This window comes from Stutzerimonas sp. Brlt_14, from assembly GCF_051948915.1.
Classification (GTDB): domain Bacteria; phylum Pseudomonadota; class Gammaproteobacteria; order Pseudomonadales; family Pseudomonadaceae; genus Stutzerimonas; species Stutzerimonas stutzeri.
Genome location: NZ_JAYJLM010000005.1, coordinates 24,091 through 39,157 on the forward strand (window position 1 = coordinate 24,091; position 15,067 = coordinate 39,157).

Here is a 15,067-nt window from a genome sequence, read left to right on the forward strand (position 1 = left end):
TCGCGGTTCTCTCCGCGGGGACGGCGCTGCTCAGCGGCGGAACAGGTTGATCAGCACGGTCAGGACCAGGCTGAGAATCACCATCGAGGTGATCGGGATGAGCACCCGGCTGCGTTCGGACTCGATGCGGATGTCGCCCGGTAGCCGGCCGAACCAGTTCAGCAGCCAGGGGAAGTAGTGCCAGGCGATGCCGAGCAGGAGCAGTACCGCCCCGGCGAGGATCATCCAGCGTGCCATGTCGGTTCCTCGCTGGCTTCCGGGCGATGGCCGCCAAAACGGCTGCGGTACTCGGCGAAGGCAGCAATCACCTGGGCGGCCAACACCTCGACCGCGTCGCTGCGATTGCTACCACGCAGCAGGTTGATCCGATAGTCGCCCAGTTGCGGTAGCCCGTACTGCCCGTCCAGCCGCTGCAGGGGCGGGCGGACCAGGCTCGACGGGTAGGGCGCGATTGCCAGATCGGCGATCATCGCCGCTTCCTGGCCGGAGGTCTGTTCGCTCGAGTAGGCGATGCGGTAGCCGCGCCCGATTCGGTCGAGCGCGTCCAGGGCCTGCCGGCGCCAGGCGCAGTCCGGGCTGGCCAGCGCCAGCGGCAATGGCGTGCGCAGCGCGGCGACGCCGCCGCTGCGGCCGGCCCAGACCAGAGGTTCGCTGTGGATCGGCTCGCCCCGCGAATCGTCCTGCCCGAGATTGCCGGTAGTGATCAGCGCCAGATCCAGTTCGCCGGCATCGATACGTTCGATCATGTCGATGCTGCGGGCGACCGAGACGTCGACCTCCACGCCGGGATGGCTGCGGGCGAACAGCGCCAGCAGGCCGGGCAGGATGCGTGTGCCGACATCGGCCGGCGTGCCGAAACGCACACGCCCTTGCAACGCCGGCTGCAGAAAATGGGCGATCGCTTCCTCGTTGAGCTTGAGCAGGCGCCGCGCGTAGCCGAGCAGCGTCTCCCCAGCGGGGGTGAGGCGCACCTGACGAGCCTCACGGACAAACAGCGGGCGGCCCAGGGTATCTTCCAGCCGCTTGATCTGCATGCTGACCGCCGAGGTGCTGCGATAGATCTGCCCGGCCGCGCGCGTAAAGCTGCCGCTCTCGGCGATGGCGACAAAGGTGCGTAGCACGTCGCTTTCCAGCAACGGGGCAGTCGTACCGGGGTTGGATGGTTCCAGCATGAGCCACCATTCAATAATCTTGAACGCAGGCTTTTATATTAGTCGTTTGTTTGAACAGCGGGCGTCCGCTCATCCTGTTCGTGAACCCGTGGCCGCCATATCCATGACGTGCTCACGGCCAGCGAAACGGAGGTGAGCATGTCTACAGAGCCACGCAACATCCGATCACGGCGGCCAGTGGAGCCCCAGATTCCTGACGTCTACATGCCGGCCATGTGGCCGCTCGGTCTGCAACGCAGCCTGCGTGACTGGTACCGGGCGTGGCGGCAGCGCAGCCGTTATCGGCAGCTGTTGCGACTGGACGACGCCGAGCTGGCCAAGCGCGACCTGAGTCGCCAGCAGTTGCTCGAACGGGCGCGCCTGCCGCTGCGGCAACTCGTGGAGGGGCGGCGCCGCAAGCGTGGCGCCTGACATCATCAGGCCGAGATGCTCAGGGCTTACGTGCCAGCAGTACGGCACGCATGGGGGCCGGCAGCCCTTCGACGGTGCGGCCGTGGTCCTGAGGGTCGAGGAAATCCGGTAGCGACTGGTAGCGCATCCAGTCGGTGCTGCGCTGTTCCTCGACGCTGGTCACGCTGACGTCCACACAGCGCACGTCGACGAAGCCGGCCCGCCGCAGCCAGCGCTCCAGCGCCGGCACCGAGGGTAGGAACCAGACGTTGCGCATCTGTGCGTAGCGGTCTTCCGGTACCAGCGCGGTGTTCTCGTCGCCCTCGACCACCAGCGTTTCCAGCACCAGCTCGCCGCCGCGGACCAGGCAGTCCTTCAGATCGAGCAGGTGATCGACGGGCGAACGGCGATGGTAGAGCACGCCCATGGAGAATACCGTTTCGAAGCCTTCGAGCTTGGGTGGCAGGTCTTCCAGGGCGAACGGCAGGTGCCAGGCGGGTAGCTCTGGCAGGTAACGTTTCATCGCATGGAACTGGCAGAAGAACAGCCAGTTCGGGTCGACACCGACCACGCTGTCAGCACCGGCGCCGAGCATGCGCCACATGTAGTAACCATTGCCGCAGCCGACGTCGAGGATGCGCTTGCCGGCAAGGTCGAGATGCGGCGCGACCCGGGCCCATTTCCAGTCCGAGCGCCATTCGGTGTCCACATGCACGCCGAATACCTCGAACGGCCCCTTGCGCCACGGCGACAGCCCCATAAGCGCCTCGCGGGTGGCCTGGCGTGTGGCTTCGTCGCAGGGGGCCGCGAGGCGGAAACATTCGCGCAGCTCGATCTGCGTCGGCATCAGCGCCGGTAGCGCATCGACGGCCCGGCGCCAGCGCGGCAGATCGCCATGGCCGATGGCGAGTTTGGCGTCCAGTTGCTGTTGAACGTCGTTGGCCCAGGCAGCGAGTGGTGTGCCGGCCAGGCGCCAGGCGAGGGGAGTGAGGTCGAGATTCATGGCAGGGCGATCAGCGAAGCGAAATTCAGGCATTGGAACCAGGGCACGACCTTGGAAAAGCCGGCCTCGAGCAGGCGTTGGCGATGGGTTTCCAGGCTATCGGGCTTCATCACGTTCTCGATGGCGCTGCGCTTCTGGGCGATCTCCAGTTCGCTGTAGCCATTGGCACGCTTGAAAGCGATGTGCAGGTCGGTCAGCAGCTGCTGCTCCTCGTCGTCCTCGAAGCGCAGTTTCTCCGACAGGATCAGCGCGCCGCCCGGCACCACTGCCTGACGAATGCGGCCGAGCAGGGCCGGGCGCTGTTCGGGGGCGATGAACTGCAGGGTGAAGTTCAGCGCCACCAGCGAGCTGGACTGGAACTCCAGGGCCAGGATGTCGGCTTCTAGGACCTCCACCGGCAACAGCTCCTGGTACATGGAGTCCTGCGCATGCAGGTATTCGCGGCAGCGCTCGACCATGGCGGTGGAGTTGTCCACGGCAATCACCTGGCAGTTGTCCTGACTCACATGCCGGCGCAGCGCCTGGGTCACCGCACCCAGCGAGCAGCCAAGGTCGTACAGGCGGGTATTAGGCTGAGCGAACTGTGCGGCGATCACGCCGATATTCTCGACGATCGTCGGGTAACCAGGTACCGAACGCTTGATCATGTCGGGGAACACCCGTGCCACGTCCTCGTTGAAGACGAAGTCTTGGACACGGGCTAGGGGCTGGGCGAACAGACGGTCGGGATCGTGACTCACGGTGGCGGCGGCGTGTTGGAAAAATGGGGCGGCATTGTAGCGGAAAGCGGCTGCCTGGCCCTGCCTCAGTGCACCTCGATCCGACAATCGAACAGCCCGGCCGGCTCGCCATCGGCCTCCCAGGGGCGCTGGTAGGTCAGGTAGAGCCGACCGCTGCCGGCCTGCCGCGCTTCGAAACGCCAGGTAGAGAGCCCGTCGCCGCCGATCATGTCGTCCTTCGGGTTGCTGAACACTTCAGGCCCAAGACTGCGCAGCTGCTCCGGGGCCGACTCGTGGAGGATCCAGCGATAGCCGGTGGTCGGGTTGCTCGGCAGGCTGACGATCAACTGCTGACCGTTCTGCAGGCTCTGCGGGCAGCGTCGATCGTCGCTGAGTACCACGCTCGAAGGCGGTGCGCTCTCTTGGCCGGCGCAGGCGGTCAGCAGGGCGAGGCTGGTGGGTAGCAGCAGGCGAGGGATGTCGAAAGGCATGATCGGCACCAGTCGGAATGGAACCGGAAGGATAGCCCAAAAGCGTCCGGCTGCAGACGTGTCAGGGGTGCGGCGAGCGCAGGGCGGCTGTGCAAGCGCACCGTCCGCCCCGCGCAGGCTGTTTCTACTTAGAAGAGCACCTTGGCCACATCGGCGAAGCGCCTGGCGAAGTGCACCGTCAGCCCTTCCTTCAGGTAGTCCGGCAGCTCGTCGAAGTCGCCACGGTTGGCTTCCGGCAGGATCAGCTCGAAGAGCTTCTGCCGCCGCGCGGCGATGACCTTCTCGCGTACCCCGCCGATCGGCAATACGTGGCCGGTCAGCGTCAGCTCGCCGGTCATGGCCACTCCCTTCTTCGGCGGCTGGTTGCGTGCCAGCGACAGCAGTGCGCTGGCCATGGTGATGCCGGCGCTGGGGCCGTCCTTGGGTGTCGCGCCTTCCGGTACGTGCAGGTGCACGAAGGCCTGGTCGAAGAACTGCGGATCGCCCTTGAACGTCTTCAGATTCGAGGTCACGAAGCTGTAGGCGATCTCCGCCGATTCCTTCATCACGTCGCCGAGCTTGCCGGTGAGCTTGAAGCCGCGGTTGAGCGTATGGATGCGCGTCGCCTCGATCGGCAGCGTGGCGCCGCCCATGCTGGTCCAGGCGAGGCCGGTGATCACGCCGACGCCGGAGAGCACCTGCTCGCTGCGGAACACCGGTTTGCCGAGGTAGCTTTCGAGATCCTTCGGCGTGATCTTCAGCACCGCTTGCGGATCTTCCAGCAGCTTGACCACCGCCTTGCGCACCAGTTTGCCCAGCTGCTTTTCCAGCTGGCGTACACCGGCCTCGCGGGCATAGCCTTCGATCACCGCCTTCAAGGCGCTGTCGCTGATGGCCAGGCGCTCCTTCGGCACGCCGGTCTTGTCCAACAGCTTCGGCCACAGGTGGCGCTTGGCGATGGCCAGCTTCTCTTCGGCGATATAGCCGGACAGGCGGATCACTTCCATGCGGTCGAGCAGCGGGCCGGGGATCGAGTCCAGCGTGTTGGCCGTGCAGACGAACAGCACCTTGGACAGGTCCAGGCGCAGGTCCAGGTAATGGTCGAGGAATTCGACGTTCTGCTCCGGGTCGAGGGTCTCCAGCAGCGCCGAGGCTGGATCGCCCTGGTAGCTGCTGCTGAGCTTGTCGATCTCGTCGAGCATGATCACCGGGTTCATCACTTCGACATCCTTGAGCGCCTGCACCAGCTTGCCGGGCAGGGCGCCGATGTAGGTACGGCGGTGGCCCTTGATCTCCGCCTCGTCGCGCATGCCGCCGACGCTGAAACGGTAGAACGGCCGGCCGAGGGATTCGGCGATGGACTTGCCGATGCTGGTCTTGCCCACGCCCGGCGGGCCGACCAGCAGCACGATGGAACCGGCGATCTCGCCCTTGAAGGCGCCGACGGCGAGAAACTCGAGGATACGGTTCTTGATGTCGTCGAGTCCGGCGTGATGCTTGTCGAGCACCTTGCGCGCGCGCTTGAGGTCGAGCTTGTCCTTGCCGTAGACCCCCCAGGGCAGGGCGGTGGCCCAGTCCAGGTAGTTGCGGGTGACGGCGTATTCCGGCGAGCCGGTCTCTAGGATCGACAGCTTGTTCAGTTCCTCGTCGATGCGCTTCTGCGCGGCCGGTGGCACCACCTTGCCTTCCAGGCGCGCGCGGAACTCGTCGGCGTCGGCGCTTTTGTCGTCCTTGGTGATGCCCAGCTCGCGCTGGATGATCTTCAGCTGTTCCTTGAGGAAGAACTCGCGCTGGCGCTCGCCGATCTTGCGATTGACCTCGCCGGTGAGCTCCTTCTGCAGCTTGCCGACCTCGACTTCCTTGCGCAGCAGTGGCAGCACCTTTTCCATACGCTTCAAGACCGGCACGGTGTCCAGTACTTCCTGCAGTTCGGCGCCCGGCGCGGTGGTCAGCGCGGCGGCGAAGTCGGTCAGCGGCGACGGGTCGTTGGGGCTGAAGCGATTGAGGTAGTTCTTCAGCTCCTCGCTGTACAGCGGATTGAGTGGCAAGAGCTCCTTGATCGCGTTGATCAGCGCCATGCCGTAGGCCTTGACCTCGTCGCGCGGGTCCTCGTCGCTCTTCGGGTAATCGACTTCCACCAGATACGGCGGCTTGCGCCGCAGCCAGCCGCGGATGCGCACCCGCGCCAGGCCCTGGGCGACGAACTGCAGCTTGCCACCCTCCTGCGAGGCGTGGTGTACGCGGACCATGGTGCCATGTTCCGGCAGGCTGTCCGGGTCGAAGGTGGCCATGTCCAGCACCGGCGAGTCGACGAAGAACAACGCCACCCGCTGGTGCGGCGTCTTGGCCACGCGCTCCAGGGTCTCGGCCCAGGGATCTTCATTGACGATGACCGGCAACACCTGAGCCGGGAAAAACGGCCGGTTGTGCACCGGGATGATGTAGAGCTTGTCCGGCTGCTGCTGGTCAGGCAGCACGAGGCCGTTGGAGATGATTTCCTGATCCTGATTGATGTCGTCGTTCATGCGGCACCCGTTGCGAATACGTGCTCCTTAGATGGGTAGTGCCCCGGATGATTTCAATCCCGGCCGCGGGGTGGGCACCTTCCCCGGCGTTAGGTAGAGTGCGCACTGGCCGGCGTCTTTCATCAACGGCGACGGCTGCCAACCTCAGGTGCCCACATGCTCAATGCCCGTCTGCTTCGCCTGGATGACCAGACTCACCAGCACGCCCACGACTATCACCAGTTGGTGATGTCGCTGGCCGGTCGTGCGGAATTCGAGGTCAACGGCTCGGGCGGGGAGGTGTGCCGGATGCGCGCCTGCCTGGTGCCGGGGGATGCCGATCATGGTTTCGCCGGCATGGGCGACAACCGCATGCTGATCATCGACCTGGATGAGCAGGAAGTCGGCACCGAAGATCCCGAACTGCTGGCGCGCCTGTTCGAGGCGCCGCGCTATCCGGCGCTGGATGCCGACTTCCAGAACCTGTTGGCGTACGCCGGTGCCGAGCTGGCGCGCTACGGCAGCGATCCGCTGCTGGCCCGCGCGCTGGGTGGCGTGCTGTTACGGGCGCTGCACCTGCGGCTTTTCGGCGAAGCCCAGCAGCGCCCGGCCGGCCCGCTGGATCTGCAGCGACTGGACAGCCACATCCAGAGCAATCTGGCGCGGCGCATCACGGTCGCCGAGCTGGCCCAGGTGGTCTGCCTGAGCCCCAGCCATTTTCACGCCCAGTTCAAGGACAGCGTCGGCCTCACCCCGCACCAGTACCTGCTCAAGGCCCGCCTCGATCGCGCCGCGCGCCTGCTGCGCGAGACGCCGCTGCCCTTAGTGCGCATCGCCGAGGAGTGCGGCTTCTCCAGTCAGAGCGCATTGACCACGGCCACCCGCCGCTACCTCGGCCTGACCCCTCGCGGGCTGCGCAAGTCGGATCGCTGATCGGCCCTGGATCGCCCTGTTTTCGCGCCGGTCAGTGATTACGCAGATATTCCTGCGCCATCCTGGTGCGCTTTTGTTACCACAGCTTTTCCGCCTTCCCCTATCGGAGTTTTTCGCAAAACTTCCGTAGTTTTGCGTAAGAACGGCTCGACGCGCTGACCCTACATTCCGCTTCCCGACCTGGCTCATCGTCTTGTGCTGCATCATCAGCCCGGCCGTGGACTAGACCTATAAGCAGACACAACTCAAAAGAGGAGCGGCGCATGTTCAAGGCCGGTCACGTGCTGGATGGCGCCTTCGCCAACCAGACAGCAGCAGAATTCTATCCCGCCATCAGCGCCAACTACAGCGTTGACGAGGCCGCCTATCTCACCGAACTGCTGCAGCTCGCCGATCCGGGCGAGGCGGGCATCGCCGCCATTCGCGAACGAGCGCGCACGCTGATCGAAGCCGTGCGCGCTCGTGACAACGCGGTCGACACCCTTGATGCCCTGCTGCGCCAGTACAGCCTCGATACCCAGGAAGGGCTGATGCTGATGTGCCTGGCCGAAGCGCTGCTGCGCGTACCGGACGCGGCGACCGCCGATGCGCTGATCCGCGACAAGCTCAACGCCGCCGAATGGGAGCGCCACCTGGGCCAGAGCGACAACGTGTTGGTCAACTTCGCTGCCTGGGGCCTGGTGATGACCGGCAAGGTGGTCGATCCGGAGACTGCCGACGGCCGGCCGAAGAACGTCATCGGCCGCCTGCTCAAACGCTCCGGCGAGCCAGTGATCCGCGCCGCGATGAACCAGGCCATGAAGCTGATGGGCAAGCAGTTCGTGCTCGGTCGCACCATCGCAGAAGCCCTTAAGAACGGCCGACCGGAGCGGGAGAAGGGCTACACCTATTCCTTCGACATGCTCGGCGAGGCCGCGCTGACCGCTGAAGACGCCGCAAAGTACATGGCCGACTACCGCCAGGCCGTGGAAACCGTGGGCGCCGAGCCGCAGGTCGGGCCGGGGCCACGACCTTCGGTGTCGATCAAGCTGTCGGCGCTGCACCCGCGCTACGAAGTCGCTCAGCGCGAGCGGGTGCTCAACGAGCTGTTCGCCAGCGTCCGCGAGCTAGCCATCCTGGCCCGCCGCCTGGATGTCGGTATCACTATCGATGCCGAGGAGGCCGACCGCCTGGAGCTGTCGCTCGAACTGTTCGAGAAGCTCATGCGTGATCCGGCTATCGCCGGCTGGGGCGAGTTCGGCCTGGTCATCCAGGCCTATTCCAAGCGCTGCCTGCCGGTGCTTGTCTGGCTGACACTGCTGGGCCGCGAGCTGGGCGCGCGCATTCCGCTGCGCCTGGTCAAGGGCGCCTACTGGGACAGCGAGATCAAGCAGTGCCAGGTCCAGGGGCTGGACGGTTACCCGGTCTATACCCGCAAGGAAGGCACCGATACGTCTTACCTCGCCTGCGCCCGCTACCTGCTCTCCGAGCACACCCGCGGCGTGATCTACCCACAGTTCGCCAGCCACAACGCGCATACCGTCAGCTGCATCCTGGACATGGCCGAGCGGGCGGCGCAGCCGCGCGAATTCGAGTTTCAGCGCCTGCACGGCATGGGCGATGCGCTGTACGACACGGTGATCGAGAAGTACCGCAAGAACGTGCGCATCTATGCGCCGGTCGGCGCCCACAAGGACCTGCTGCCCTATCTGGTGCGCCGCCTGCTGGAGAACGGTGCCAATTCGTCCTTCGTCCATCAGCTGGTCGATCCGCGCGTGCCGGTCGAGTCGCTGATCGATCACCCGGTTAGCCAGCTGCGCAGGTTCGCCGCGCTGGGCAACCCGCGCATTCCGCTGCCGCCGGCCTTGTACGGCAATCGCAAGAACTCCCAAGGGATCAACATGAACATCCAACAACAATGGAACGAACTGGCCAGCGCCTATCAACCTTTCCTCGATCGTCAATGGCAGGCCGCGCCGGTGATCGGCGGGCAAACCCTGGCCGGTACGCCGTCCGAGGTACGCTGCCCCTATGACCTGAACAAGGTCGTCGGCCAGGCCCAGTTCGCCAGCGCCGAGCAGGCACGCCACGCGGTCGAGCGGCTGGCCGCCTACTGGCCGACCTGGAACGCGACACCCGTGGAGAGCCGCGCGGCGGTGCTTGAGCGTCTCGGCGATCTGCTGGAAAAACACCGTGCCGAGCTGATGGCGCTGTGTACGGTGGAAGCCGGCAAGTCGCTGCAGGATGGCATCGACGAGGTGCGCGAGGCGGTGGATTTCTGCCGCTACTACGCCCAGCAGGCACGCCTGAAGCTCGGCCGCGAAGAGCTGAAAGGCCCGACCGGCGAGCGCAACGAGCTGTTCCATGAAGGCCGCGGCGTGTTCGTCTGCGTCAGCCCGTGGAATTTCCCGCTGGCCATCTACCTCGGTCAGATCAGCGCGGCCCTGGTGGCCGGCAACACCGTGCTGGCCAAGCCGGCCGAGCAGACCAGCCTGATCGCCGCCCGTGCGCTGGAGCTGATGTTCGAAGCCGGCCTGCCGAAGGAGGCAATCGCCTTCCTGCCGGGCGATGGCGCCACCCTGGGCGGCGTGTTCTGTCGCGATCCGCGGGTGGTCGGTGTGTGCTTCACCGGTTCCACCGACACGGCGCGCATCATCAATCGCCAGCTTGCCGAGAAGGAGGGCGCCATCGCCACGCTGATCGCCGAGACCGGCGGGCAGAACGCGATGATCGTCGACTCCACCGCGCTGCCCGAGCAGGTGATCAAGGACGCGGTCGGTTCGGCCTTCACCAGTGCCGGCCAGCGTTGCTCGGCGTTGCGCGTGCTTTACGTGCAGCGTGATATCGCCGACCGCGTGATCGAGCTGCTCAAGGGTGCCATGGCCGAGCTGCGGGTGGGGCCGACCCATCTGCGCGAGAACGACATCGGCCCGGTGATCGATCAGGAGGCGCGCGAAGGCCTGCTGGCGCATATCCAGCAGCTCAAGAGCGAAGGGCGCTTGATCGCCGAAGCCCGATTGCCGGAGGGGCTCAACGGCCATTTCGTGGCGCCGGTGGCCTTCGAGATCGACGGCATTCACCAGCTGAAGAAGGAGCATTTCGGCCCCGTGCTGCATGTGGCGCGCTACGACGCGGCGGACCTGGAAAAGGTCGTCGCGGCGATCAATGGCACCGGCTACGGCCTGACGCTCGGTGTGCACAGCCGCAACGAGGAAACCGCCGAACGCATCGAGCATCTGGCGCGGGTCGGCAACCTTTACGTCAACCGCAACCAGATCGGTGCGGTGGTGGGCGTGCAACCGTTCGGGGGCTGTGGCCTGTCCGGCACCGGCCCGAAGGCGGGCGGCCCGAGCTACCTGCTGCGCTTCGCCAACGAGCGCACCACCTCGACCAACACCACGGCGGTGGGCGGCAACGCCTCGCTGCTGTCGCTCGGCGACGACTGAGCGGATTGACGCCCGCAGGGGCGTCGGCGTGTAACCGCGGGGGCTGGCTTCGGCCGCAACCCGCGCATGACATCAACCCGGCTGTCCCGGCAGCCGGCGTACAACAACAAATTGGACAGTTGGCGGACGCTCTTCCGCCACTGACGGGCCCGGGTTGGGCCTGTCGCCGGTGATGGCCGCTTTCGCCATCGCCCTCTGCCAAGGTGGCACGCGGGTTCGCTCGCGCTCCGCCGAACAACAACTAACGAGGGATTCACAATGAGCGTCAGTACACCCACGCTGATCACCTTTCTGATCTACATCGCCGCGATGATCCTGATCGGCTTCATCGCCTACCGCGCCACCAAGAACTTCTCCGACTACATCCTCGGCGGGCGCAGCCTCGGCAGCTTCGTCACCGCGTTGTCGGCGGGCGCCTCGGACATGAGCGGCTGGCTGCTGATGGGCCTGCCCGGCGCGATCTTCGTCGCTGGTCTGTCGGAAAGCTGGATCGCCATCGGCCTGATCGTCGGCGCCTGGCTCAACTGGATCTTCGTCGCCGGGCGTTTGCGTGTGCACACCGAGCACAACCACAACGCGCTGACGCTGCCGGATTACTTCTCGCACCGCTTCGAGGACGAGAGCCGCATGCTGCGGATCTTCTCCGCGCTGGTGATTCTGGTGTTCTTCACCATCTATTGCGCCTCGGGCGTGGTCGCCGGTGCGCGACTGTTCGAGTCCACCTTTGGCATGCCGTACGAGTACGCACTGTGGGTCGGCGCGGCGGCGACTATCCTCTATGTGTTCATCGGCGGCTTCCTGGCTGTGAGCTGGACCGACACCGTACAGGCCACGCTGATGATCTTTGCGCTGCTGATCACCCCGGTGTTCGTCATCCTCGCCCTCGGTGACATGGGCACCGTGATGGCCACCATCGAGGCGCAGAACCCGGCCAACTTCGACATGTTCCGCGGGCTGTCCTTCGTCGCCATCATCTCGCTGCTGGCCTGGGGCCTGGGCTACTTCGGCCAGCCGCACATCCTGGTGCGCTTCATGGCCGCCGACTCGATCAAGACCATCCCCAACGCCCGTCGCATCGGCATGACCTGGATGATCCTGACGCTGGCCGGTGCCGTAGCGGTGGGTTTCCTCGGCATCGCCTACTTCGCCGATCACCCGGACCAGGCCGGTGCGGTGAGCCAGAACGGCGAGCGGGTGTTCATGGAGCTGGTGAAGATCCTGTTCAACCCCTGGGTGGCCGGCATCATCCTCTCCGGCGTGCTGGCGGCGGTGATGAGCACCCTCAGTGCGCAACTCTTGGTCAGCTCCAGTGCGCTGACCCAGGACTTCTACAAGGCCATGCTGCGCAAGCATGCCTCGCAGACCGAACTGGTGTGGGTCGGCCGAGGCATGGTGCTGCTGATTGCCCTGATCGCCATCGGCATCGCCTCCAACCCCGAGAGCAAGGTGCTGGGTCTGGTGTCCTACGCCTGGGCCGGCTTCGGTGCCGCGTTCGGTCCGGTGGTGCTGATCTCGCTGCTGTGGAAGCGCATGACCCGCAACGGCGCGCTGGTCGGCATGCTGGTGGGCGCGGTCACCGTGGTGGTGTGGAAGGAGTTCATTGGCCTGGGCCTGTACGAAATCATCCCGGGCTTCATCCTCGCCAGTATTGCCATCGTGGTGGTGAGCAAGCTGGGCGCCGAGCCGGCCCCGAGCATCGTCAAGCGCTTCGAGGAAGCCGACGCGGATTACCACGCCGGTTGATGACCGGAGTGGGTGCGCGCTCGCTGCGCGGATAGAGGTTGGCAAGGCAGGCCCCATTTGAGCCCGCCCGGATGGATCGCCACCGACTCGCACACCAAATGGCGAAAACCCCGGCTAGCCGGGGTTTTTGTTTTCTGGCCTGAGCCTAGTCGTCCGCCACCAGATTGGAGCGATCGTCCACCGCGCCGGCGGCTATCAGATGTTCGGCTTCGTCCTCCGGCACATGGATGCTGGTGCCGTCGATGTTCATCACCGACATGCGTGCCTCCGGATCGGTGGTGATGCGCACGTCCATCAGGGCGCTGCGGTGCGTGTTGCCGTTGATGACCACGCAGCAGGTGCCGGTGGTGGTGTCGATGTCGACGGTCATGATCTACCTCCCGAAGCAATCCAGAGCCGCACGCGGCTCGCACGGCCTCTTCGTTTGGACCACGTACGAGTGGCATCGGTTGTGCCTGCCAGGGAAAAACAGACTGAAACGTTACGATATAACATGTTAGATTCTCGCCCCGCATGCCGGTGCTCGTGTCCCGATGCCGGCGCACAGCCTCTTCGGTTGCCTCGGAAGGCAACCGCCACTGTCTGGAGAATCACATGAAACTGAAGCGTCATCCCCTGGTCTGGGCGATCAGCCTGGCTCTGGTTCCGGCTGCCTGGGCCGCCGATCCGGTCGAACTGCAATCCGTCGTGGTCAGCGCCAGCGGCCTGGCCAAGCAGAGCCATGAGATGACCACCCCGGTCGCCGTGATGGAAAACGATGAGCTGGTGCTGCGCCGTGAAGCGACACTGGGCGAAACCCTGGAAAGCTTGCCGGGCGTGCGCTCCAGCAGCTTCGGCGCCGGCGCGGCACGTCCGGTGATCCGCGGGTTGGATGGCGCCCGGGTCAAGGTGCTGAGCGATGGCGTCGAACTGCTCGACGCTTCCACCATCAGCCCCGACCACGCGGTGACCAGCGAGCCCTTGCTGGCCGAGCGCATCGAGGTGCTCAAGGGGCCGGCGACCCTGCTCTACGGTGGCGGCGCCATCGGCGGGGTAGTCAACGTGATCGACAAGAAGATACCCACCCGCGTCCCGGAGAAAGGCTACGAAGGCGAGCTGGAGCTACGCGCCAACAGCGTCGCCAACGAAGGTGCCGGGGTGTTCGGTATCACTGCCGGCAGCGGCAACTTCGCCGTCCGCGCCGAGGGTACCAAGCGTCAGGCCGACCCCTATGAAATCCCCGGCTCGCCGAACAAGCAGGAAGGCTCCTACAACGACACCGACAGCTTCAACCTGGGCGCCAGCTTCATCGGCGAGCGTGGCTACATCGGCGCCGCCTACGGTGAGCAGAACAACCGCTACGGGCTGCTGGCCCACGAGCACGCCGATTGCCACACGCACGGCAGCGACTGGCATTGCGGCGGCCACGATGACGATGACGACGACCATGATCACGACCACGAACACGGCAGCGTGCCCTACGTCGACATGCGGCAGAAGCGCTGGGATCTGCGCGGCGAGCTGAGCGATCCGCTGCCGGGCTTTGAACTGGCACGGCTGCGTGTCGGCCACAGCGATTACCAGCACAAGGAGATCGAAGGCGGGGAAGTGGGCACTCGCTTCAACAACGACGCCACCGATGCCCGCCTGGAGCTGACCCATCAGCCGCTGTTCGGCTGGCGCGGCGTGCTCGGGGCACAGACCCTGCGTCGCGACTTCGAAGCCCTCGGCGAGGAGGCCTACGTGCCGCAGACGCTGACCCGCAACCACGGTCTGTTCCTGCTGGAGGAATACACCGCCGGCGCCTGGCGCTACGAACTCGGCCTGCGTCACGAATGGCAGGACATCGATGCCGATGGCCGCCCGGATACCGACCACAGTGGCACTTCGATGTCCGCCGGCGCGGTCTGGACCTTCGCTCCGCAGTACTCGCTGGGCTTCTCGCTGACCCGTTCGCAGCGCCTGCCCAGTGCCGAGGAGCTCTACGCCAACGGCCCGCATGCGGCGACCCGCACCGTCGAGCTGGGTAACGTCGATCTGAAAGAGGAAACCTCCCACAACGCCGAGGTCACCCTGCGCAAGTTCGCCGGCCGTACCACCTTCAGCCTCAGCGTTTTCCGCAACGAGGTGGATGACTTCATCTATGCCGCGGACACCGGCAACGACATCGGCGGCGGTTACCGCGAGATCGAATACCGCCAGCAGGACGCCGTGCTCACCGGCGCGGAAGGGGAGGTGCGCTTCCAGGCCACCGACGCCACCGCGTTCACTCTGTTCGGCGACCACGTGCGCGGCAAGCTTCGCGGGGACGGTGGCGACCTGCCGCGCATTCCCGCCGATCGCCTCGGCGTGCGGCTGGACCAGAGCTTTACCCCGGCGCTCAATGGTCAACTGGAGTTCTATCGCGTGCAGCGTCAGGACGACCTGGCCGACTACGAAACCGAAACCGGCGGCTACAACATGCTCGGTGCCAGCCTCGGCTACAGCGGCTCGCTGAGCCAGACCGACTACCTGCTCTATCTCAAGGCGAACAACCTGCTGGACGAGAAGGCCCGTCAGCACACCTCGTTCATCAAGGATGAGGTGCTGTTGCCCGGTCGCAACCTGACCGTAGGCGTGCGCCTGGCGTTCTGACGACACGGTGATTGCGCCAAAAGGGCTGGCACCGTTTGCCGGCCCTTTTTCGTTATAGCGGCGGCGCTGCGCTCCTGGAGAACCTGGCGGTCACG

At 65.5% G+C, this 15,067-nt stretch carries 12 protein-coding genes; 5 read left to right on the forward strand and 7 right to left on the reverse strand.

What is annotated here, in order from left to right:
- Nucleotides 1-30: 30 nt before the first annotated feature.
- Together VF716_RS13210 and VF716_RS13215 are read right to left on the reverse strand one after the other, a co-directional pair.
- Complete coding sequence (locus VF716_RS13210; protein WP_049325608.1) at nt 31-237, reverse strand: DUF2905 domain-containing protein; 207 nt, start codon at nt 235-237, stop codon at nt 31-33.
- Nucleotides 222-1,172 (reverse strand): LysR substrate-binding domain-containing protein, encoded by a 951-nt coding sequence (locus VF716_RS13215; RefSeq protein WP_049325609.1) that lies wholly within the window; start codon nt 1,170-1,172, stop codon nt 222-224. Before VF716_RS13215 ends, VF716_RS13210 begins: the two co-directional genes overlap by 16 nt.
- A 138-nt stretch (nt 1,173-1,310) precedes the next feature.
- Here VF716_RS13215 and VF716_RS13220 point away from each other — a divergent pair, with 138 nt between their 5' ends.
- Nucleotides 1,311-1,583, forward strand: a complete 273-nt coding sequence (locus VF716_RS13220; RefSeq protein WP_234462112.1) for a hypothetical protein — start codon at nt 1,311-1,313, stop codon at nt 1,581-1,583.
- 19 nt (nt 1,584-1,602) lie between these two features.
- On the opposite strand, the gene cmoB is transcribed toward VF716_RS13220, so the two are convergent.
- The 4 genes from cmoB to lon form a co-directional block, all read right to left on the reverse strand.
- Complete coding sequence (gene cmoB, locus VF716_RS13225) at nt 1,603-2,565, reverse strand: tRNA 5-methoxyuridine(34)/uridine 5-oxyacetic acid(34) synthase CmoB (RefSeq protein WP_049325610.1); 963 nt, start codon at nt 2,563-2,565, stop codon at nt 1,603-1,605.
- Nucleotides 2,562-3,305: a carboxy-S-adenosyl-L-methionine synthase CmoA gene (cmoA, locus tag VF716_RS13230; protein ID WP_026012591.1), complete on the reverse strand. Its 744-nt coding sequence runs from the start codon at nt 3,303-3,305 to the stop codon at nt 2,562-2,564. The genes cmoB and cmoA overlap by 4 nt, the downstream gene beginning before the upstream one ends.
- Nucleotides 3,306-3,370: 65 nt before the next feature.
- Nucleotides 3,371-3,775 (reverse strand): protease inhibitor I42 family protein, encoded by a 405-nt coding sequence (locus tag VF716_RS13235; RefSeq protein ID WP_017245691.1) that lies wholly within the window; start codon nt 3,773-3,775, stop codon nt 3,371-3,373.
- A 128-nt stretch (nt 3,776-3,903) separates the two neighbouring features.
- Complete coding sequence (lon, locus tag VF716_RS13240; RefSeq protein WP_013982089.1) at nt 3,904-6,279, reverse strand: endopeptidase La; 2,376 nt, start codon at nt 6,277-6,279, stop codon at nt 3,904-3,906.
- A gap of 156 nt (nt 6,280-6,435) precedes the next feature.
- Between lon and VF716_RS13245 the strand changes: the two genes are divergently transcribed.
- The 3 genes from VF716_RS13245 (at nt 6,436) to putP (ending at nt 12,359) form a co-directional block, all read left to right on the forward strand.
- The gene (locus VF716_RS13245) at nt 6,436-7,191 is read left to right on the forward strand and encodes a helix-turn-helix domain-containing protein (protein WP_017245692.1); all 756 of its coding nucleotides are present in this window, start codon (nt 6,436-6,438) and stop codon (nt 7,189-7,191) included.
- A gap of 263 nt (nt 7,192-7,454) precedes the next feature.
- A complete protein-coding gene (putA, locus tag VF716_RS13250) occupies nt 7,455-10,616 on the forward strand; it encodes a bifunctional proline dehydrogenase/L-glutamate gamma-semialdehyde dehydrogenase PutA (RefSeq protein WP_440552744.1) in 3,162 nt (1,053 codons plus the stop codon).
- A 258-nt stretch (nt 10,617-10,874) separates the two neighbouring features.
- On the forward strand, nt 10,875-12,359 hold the full coding sequence (gene putP, locus VF716_RS13255) for a sodium/proline symporter PutP (RefSeq protein WP_440552745.1): 1,485 nt from the start codon (nt 10,875-10,877) through the stop codon (nt 12,357-12,359).
- Between the two features lie 145 nt (nt 12,360-12,504).
- Here the strand turns inward: putP and VF716_RS13260 are convergent, their stop codons facing one another.
- Nucleotides 12,505-12,729 (reverse strand): DUF3203 family protein, encoded by a 225-nt coding sequence (locus VF716_RS13260; RefSeq protein ID WP_011912425.1) that lies wholly within the window; start codon nt 12,727-12,729, stop codon nt 12,505-12,507.
- 224 nt (nt 12,730-12,953) lie between these two features.
- Here VF716_RS13260 and VF716_RS13265 point away from each other — a divergent pair, with 224 nt between their 5' ends.
- Nucleotides 12,954-14,972 carry a TonB-dependent receptor gene (locus tag VF716_RS13265; protein WP_020309264.1) on the forward strand — a complete coding sequence of 673 codons (2,019 nt, stop codon included), beginning with the start codon at nt 12,954-12,956 and terminating at the stop codon, nt 14,970-14,972.
- Nucleotides 14,973-15,067: the final 95 nt, after the last annotated feature.

What these genes read in the sequence shown, in the direction of transcription:
- putP (WP_440552745.1), top strand. Translation starts at nt 10,875, where the DNA reads ATGAGCGTCAGTACACCCACGCTGATCACCTTTCTGATCTACATCGCC.
- VF716_RS13220 (WP_234462112.1), top strand. Translation starts at nt 1,311, where the DNA reads ATGTCTACAGAGCCACGCAACATCCGATCACGGCGGCCAGTGGAGCCC.
- VF716_RS13215 (WP_049325609.1), bottom strand. Translation starts at nt 1,172, where the DNA reads ATGCTGGAACCATCCAACCCCGGTACGACTGCCCCGTTGCTGGAAAGC.
- cmoB (WP_049325610.1), bottom strand. Translation starts at nt 2,565, where the DNA reads ATGAATCTCGACCTCACTCCCCTCGCCTGGCGCCTGGCCGGCACACCA.
- VF716_RS13245 (WP_017245692.1), top strand. Translation starts at nt 6,436, where the DNA reads ATGCTCAATGCCCGTCTGCTTCGCCTGGATGACCAGACTCACCAGCAC.
- putA (WP_440552744.1), top strand. Translation starts at nt 7,455, where the DNA reads ATGTTCAAGGCCGGTCACGTGCTGGATGGCGCCTTCGCCAACCAGACA.
- VF716_RS13235 (WP_017245691.1), bottom strand. Translation starts at nt 3,775, where the DNA reads ATGCCTTTCGACATCCCTCGCCTGCTGCTACCCACCAGCCTCGCCCTG.
- lon (WP_013982089.1), bottom strand. Translation starts at nt 6,279, where the DNA reads ATGAACGACGACATCAATCAGGATCAGGAAATCATCTCCAACGGCCTC.
- VF716_RS13210 (WP_049325608.1), bottom strand. Translation starts at nt 237, where the DNA reads ATGGCACGCTGGATGATCCTCGCCGGGGCGGTACTGCTCCTGCTCGGC.
- VF716_RS13260 (WP_011912425.1), bottom strand. Translation starts at nt 12,729, where the DNA reads ATGACCGTCGACATCGACACCACCACCGGCACCTGCTGCGTGGTCATC.
- VF716_RS13265 (WP_020309264.1), top strand. Translation starts at nt 12,954, where the DNA reads ATGAAACTGAAGCGTCATCCCCTGGTCTGGGCGATCAGCCTGGCTCTG.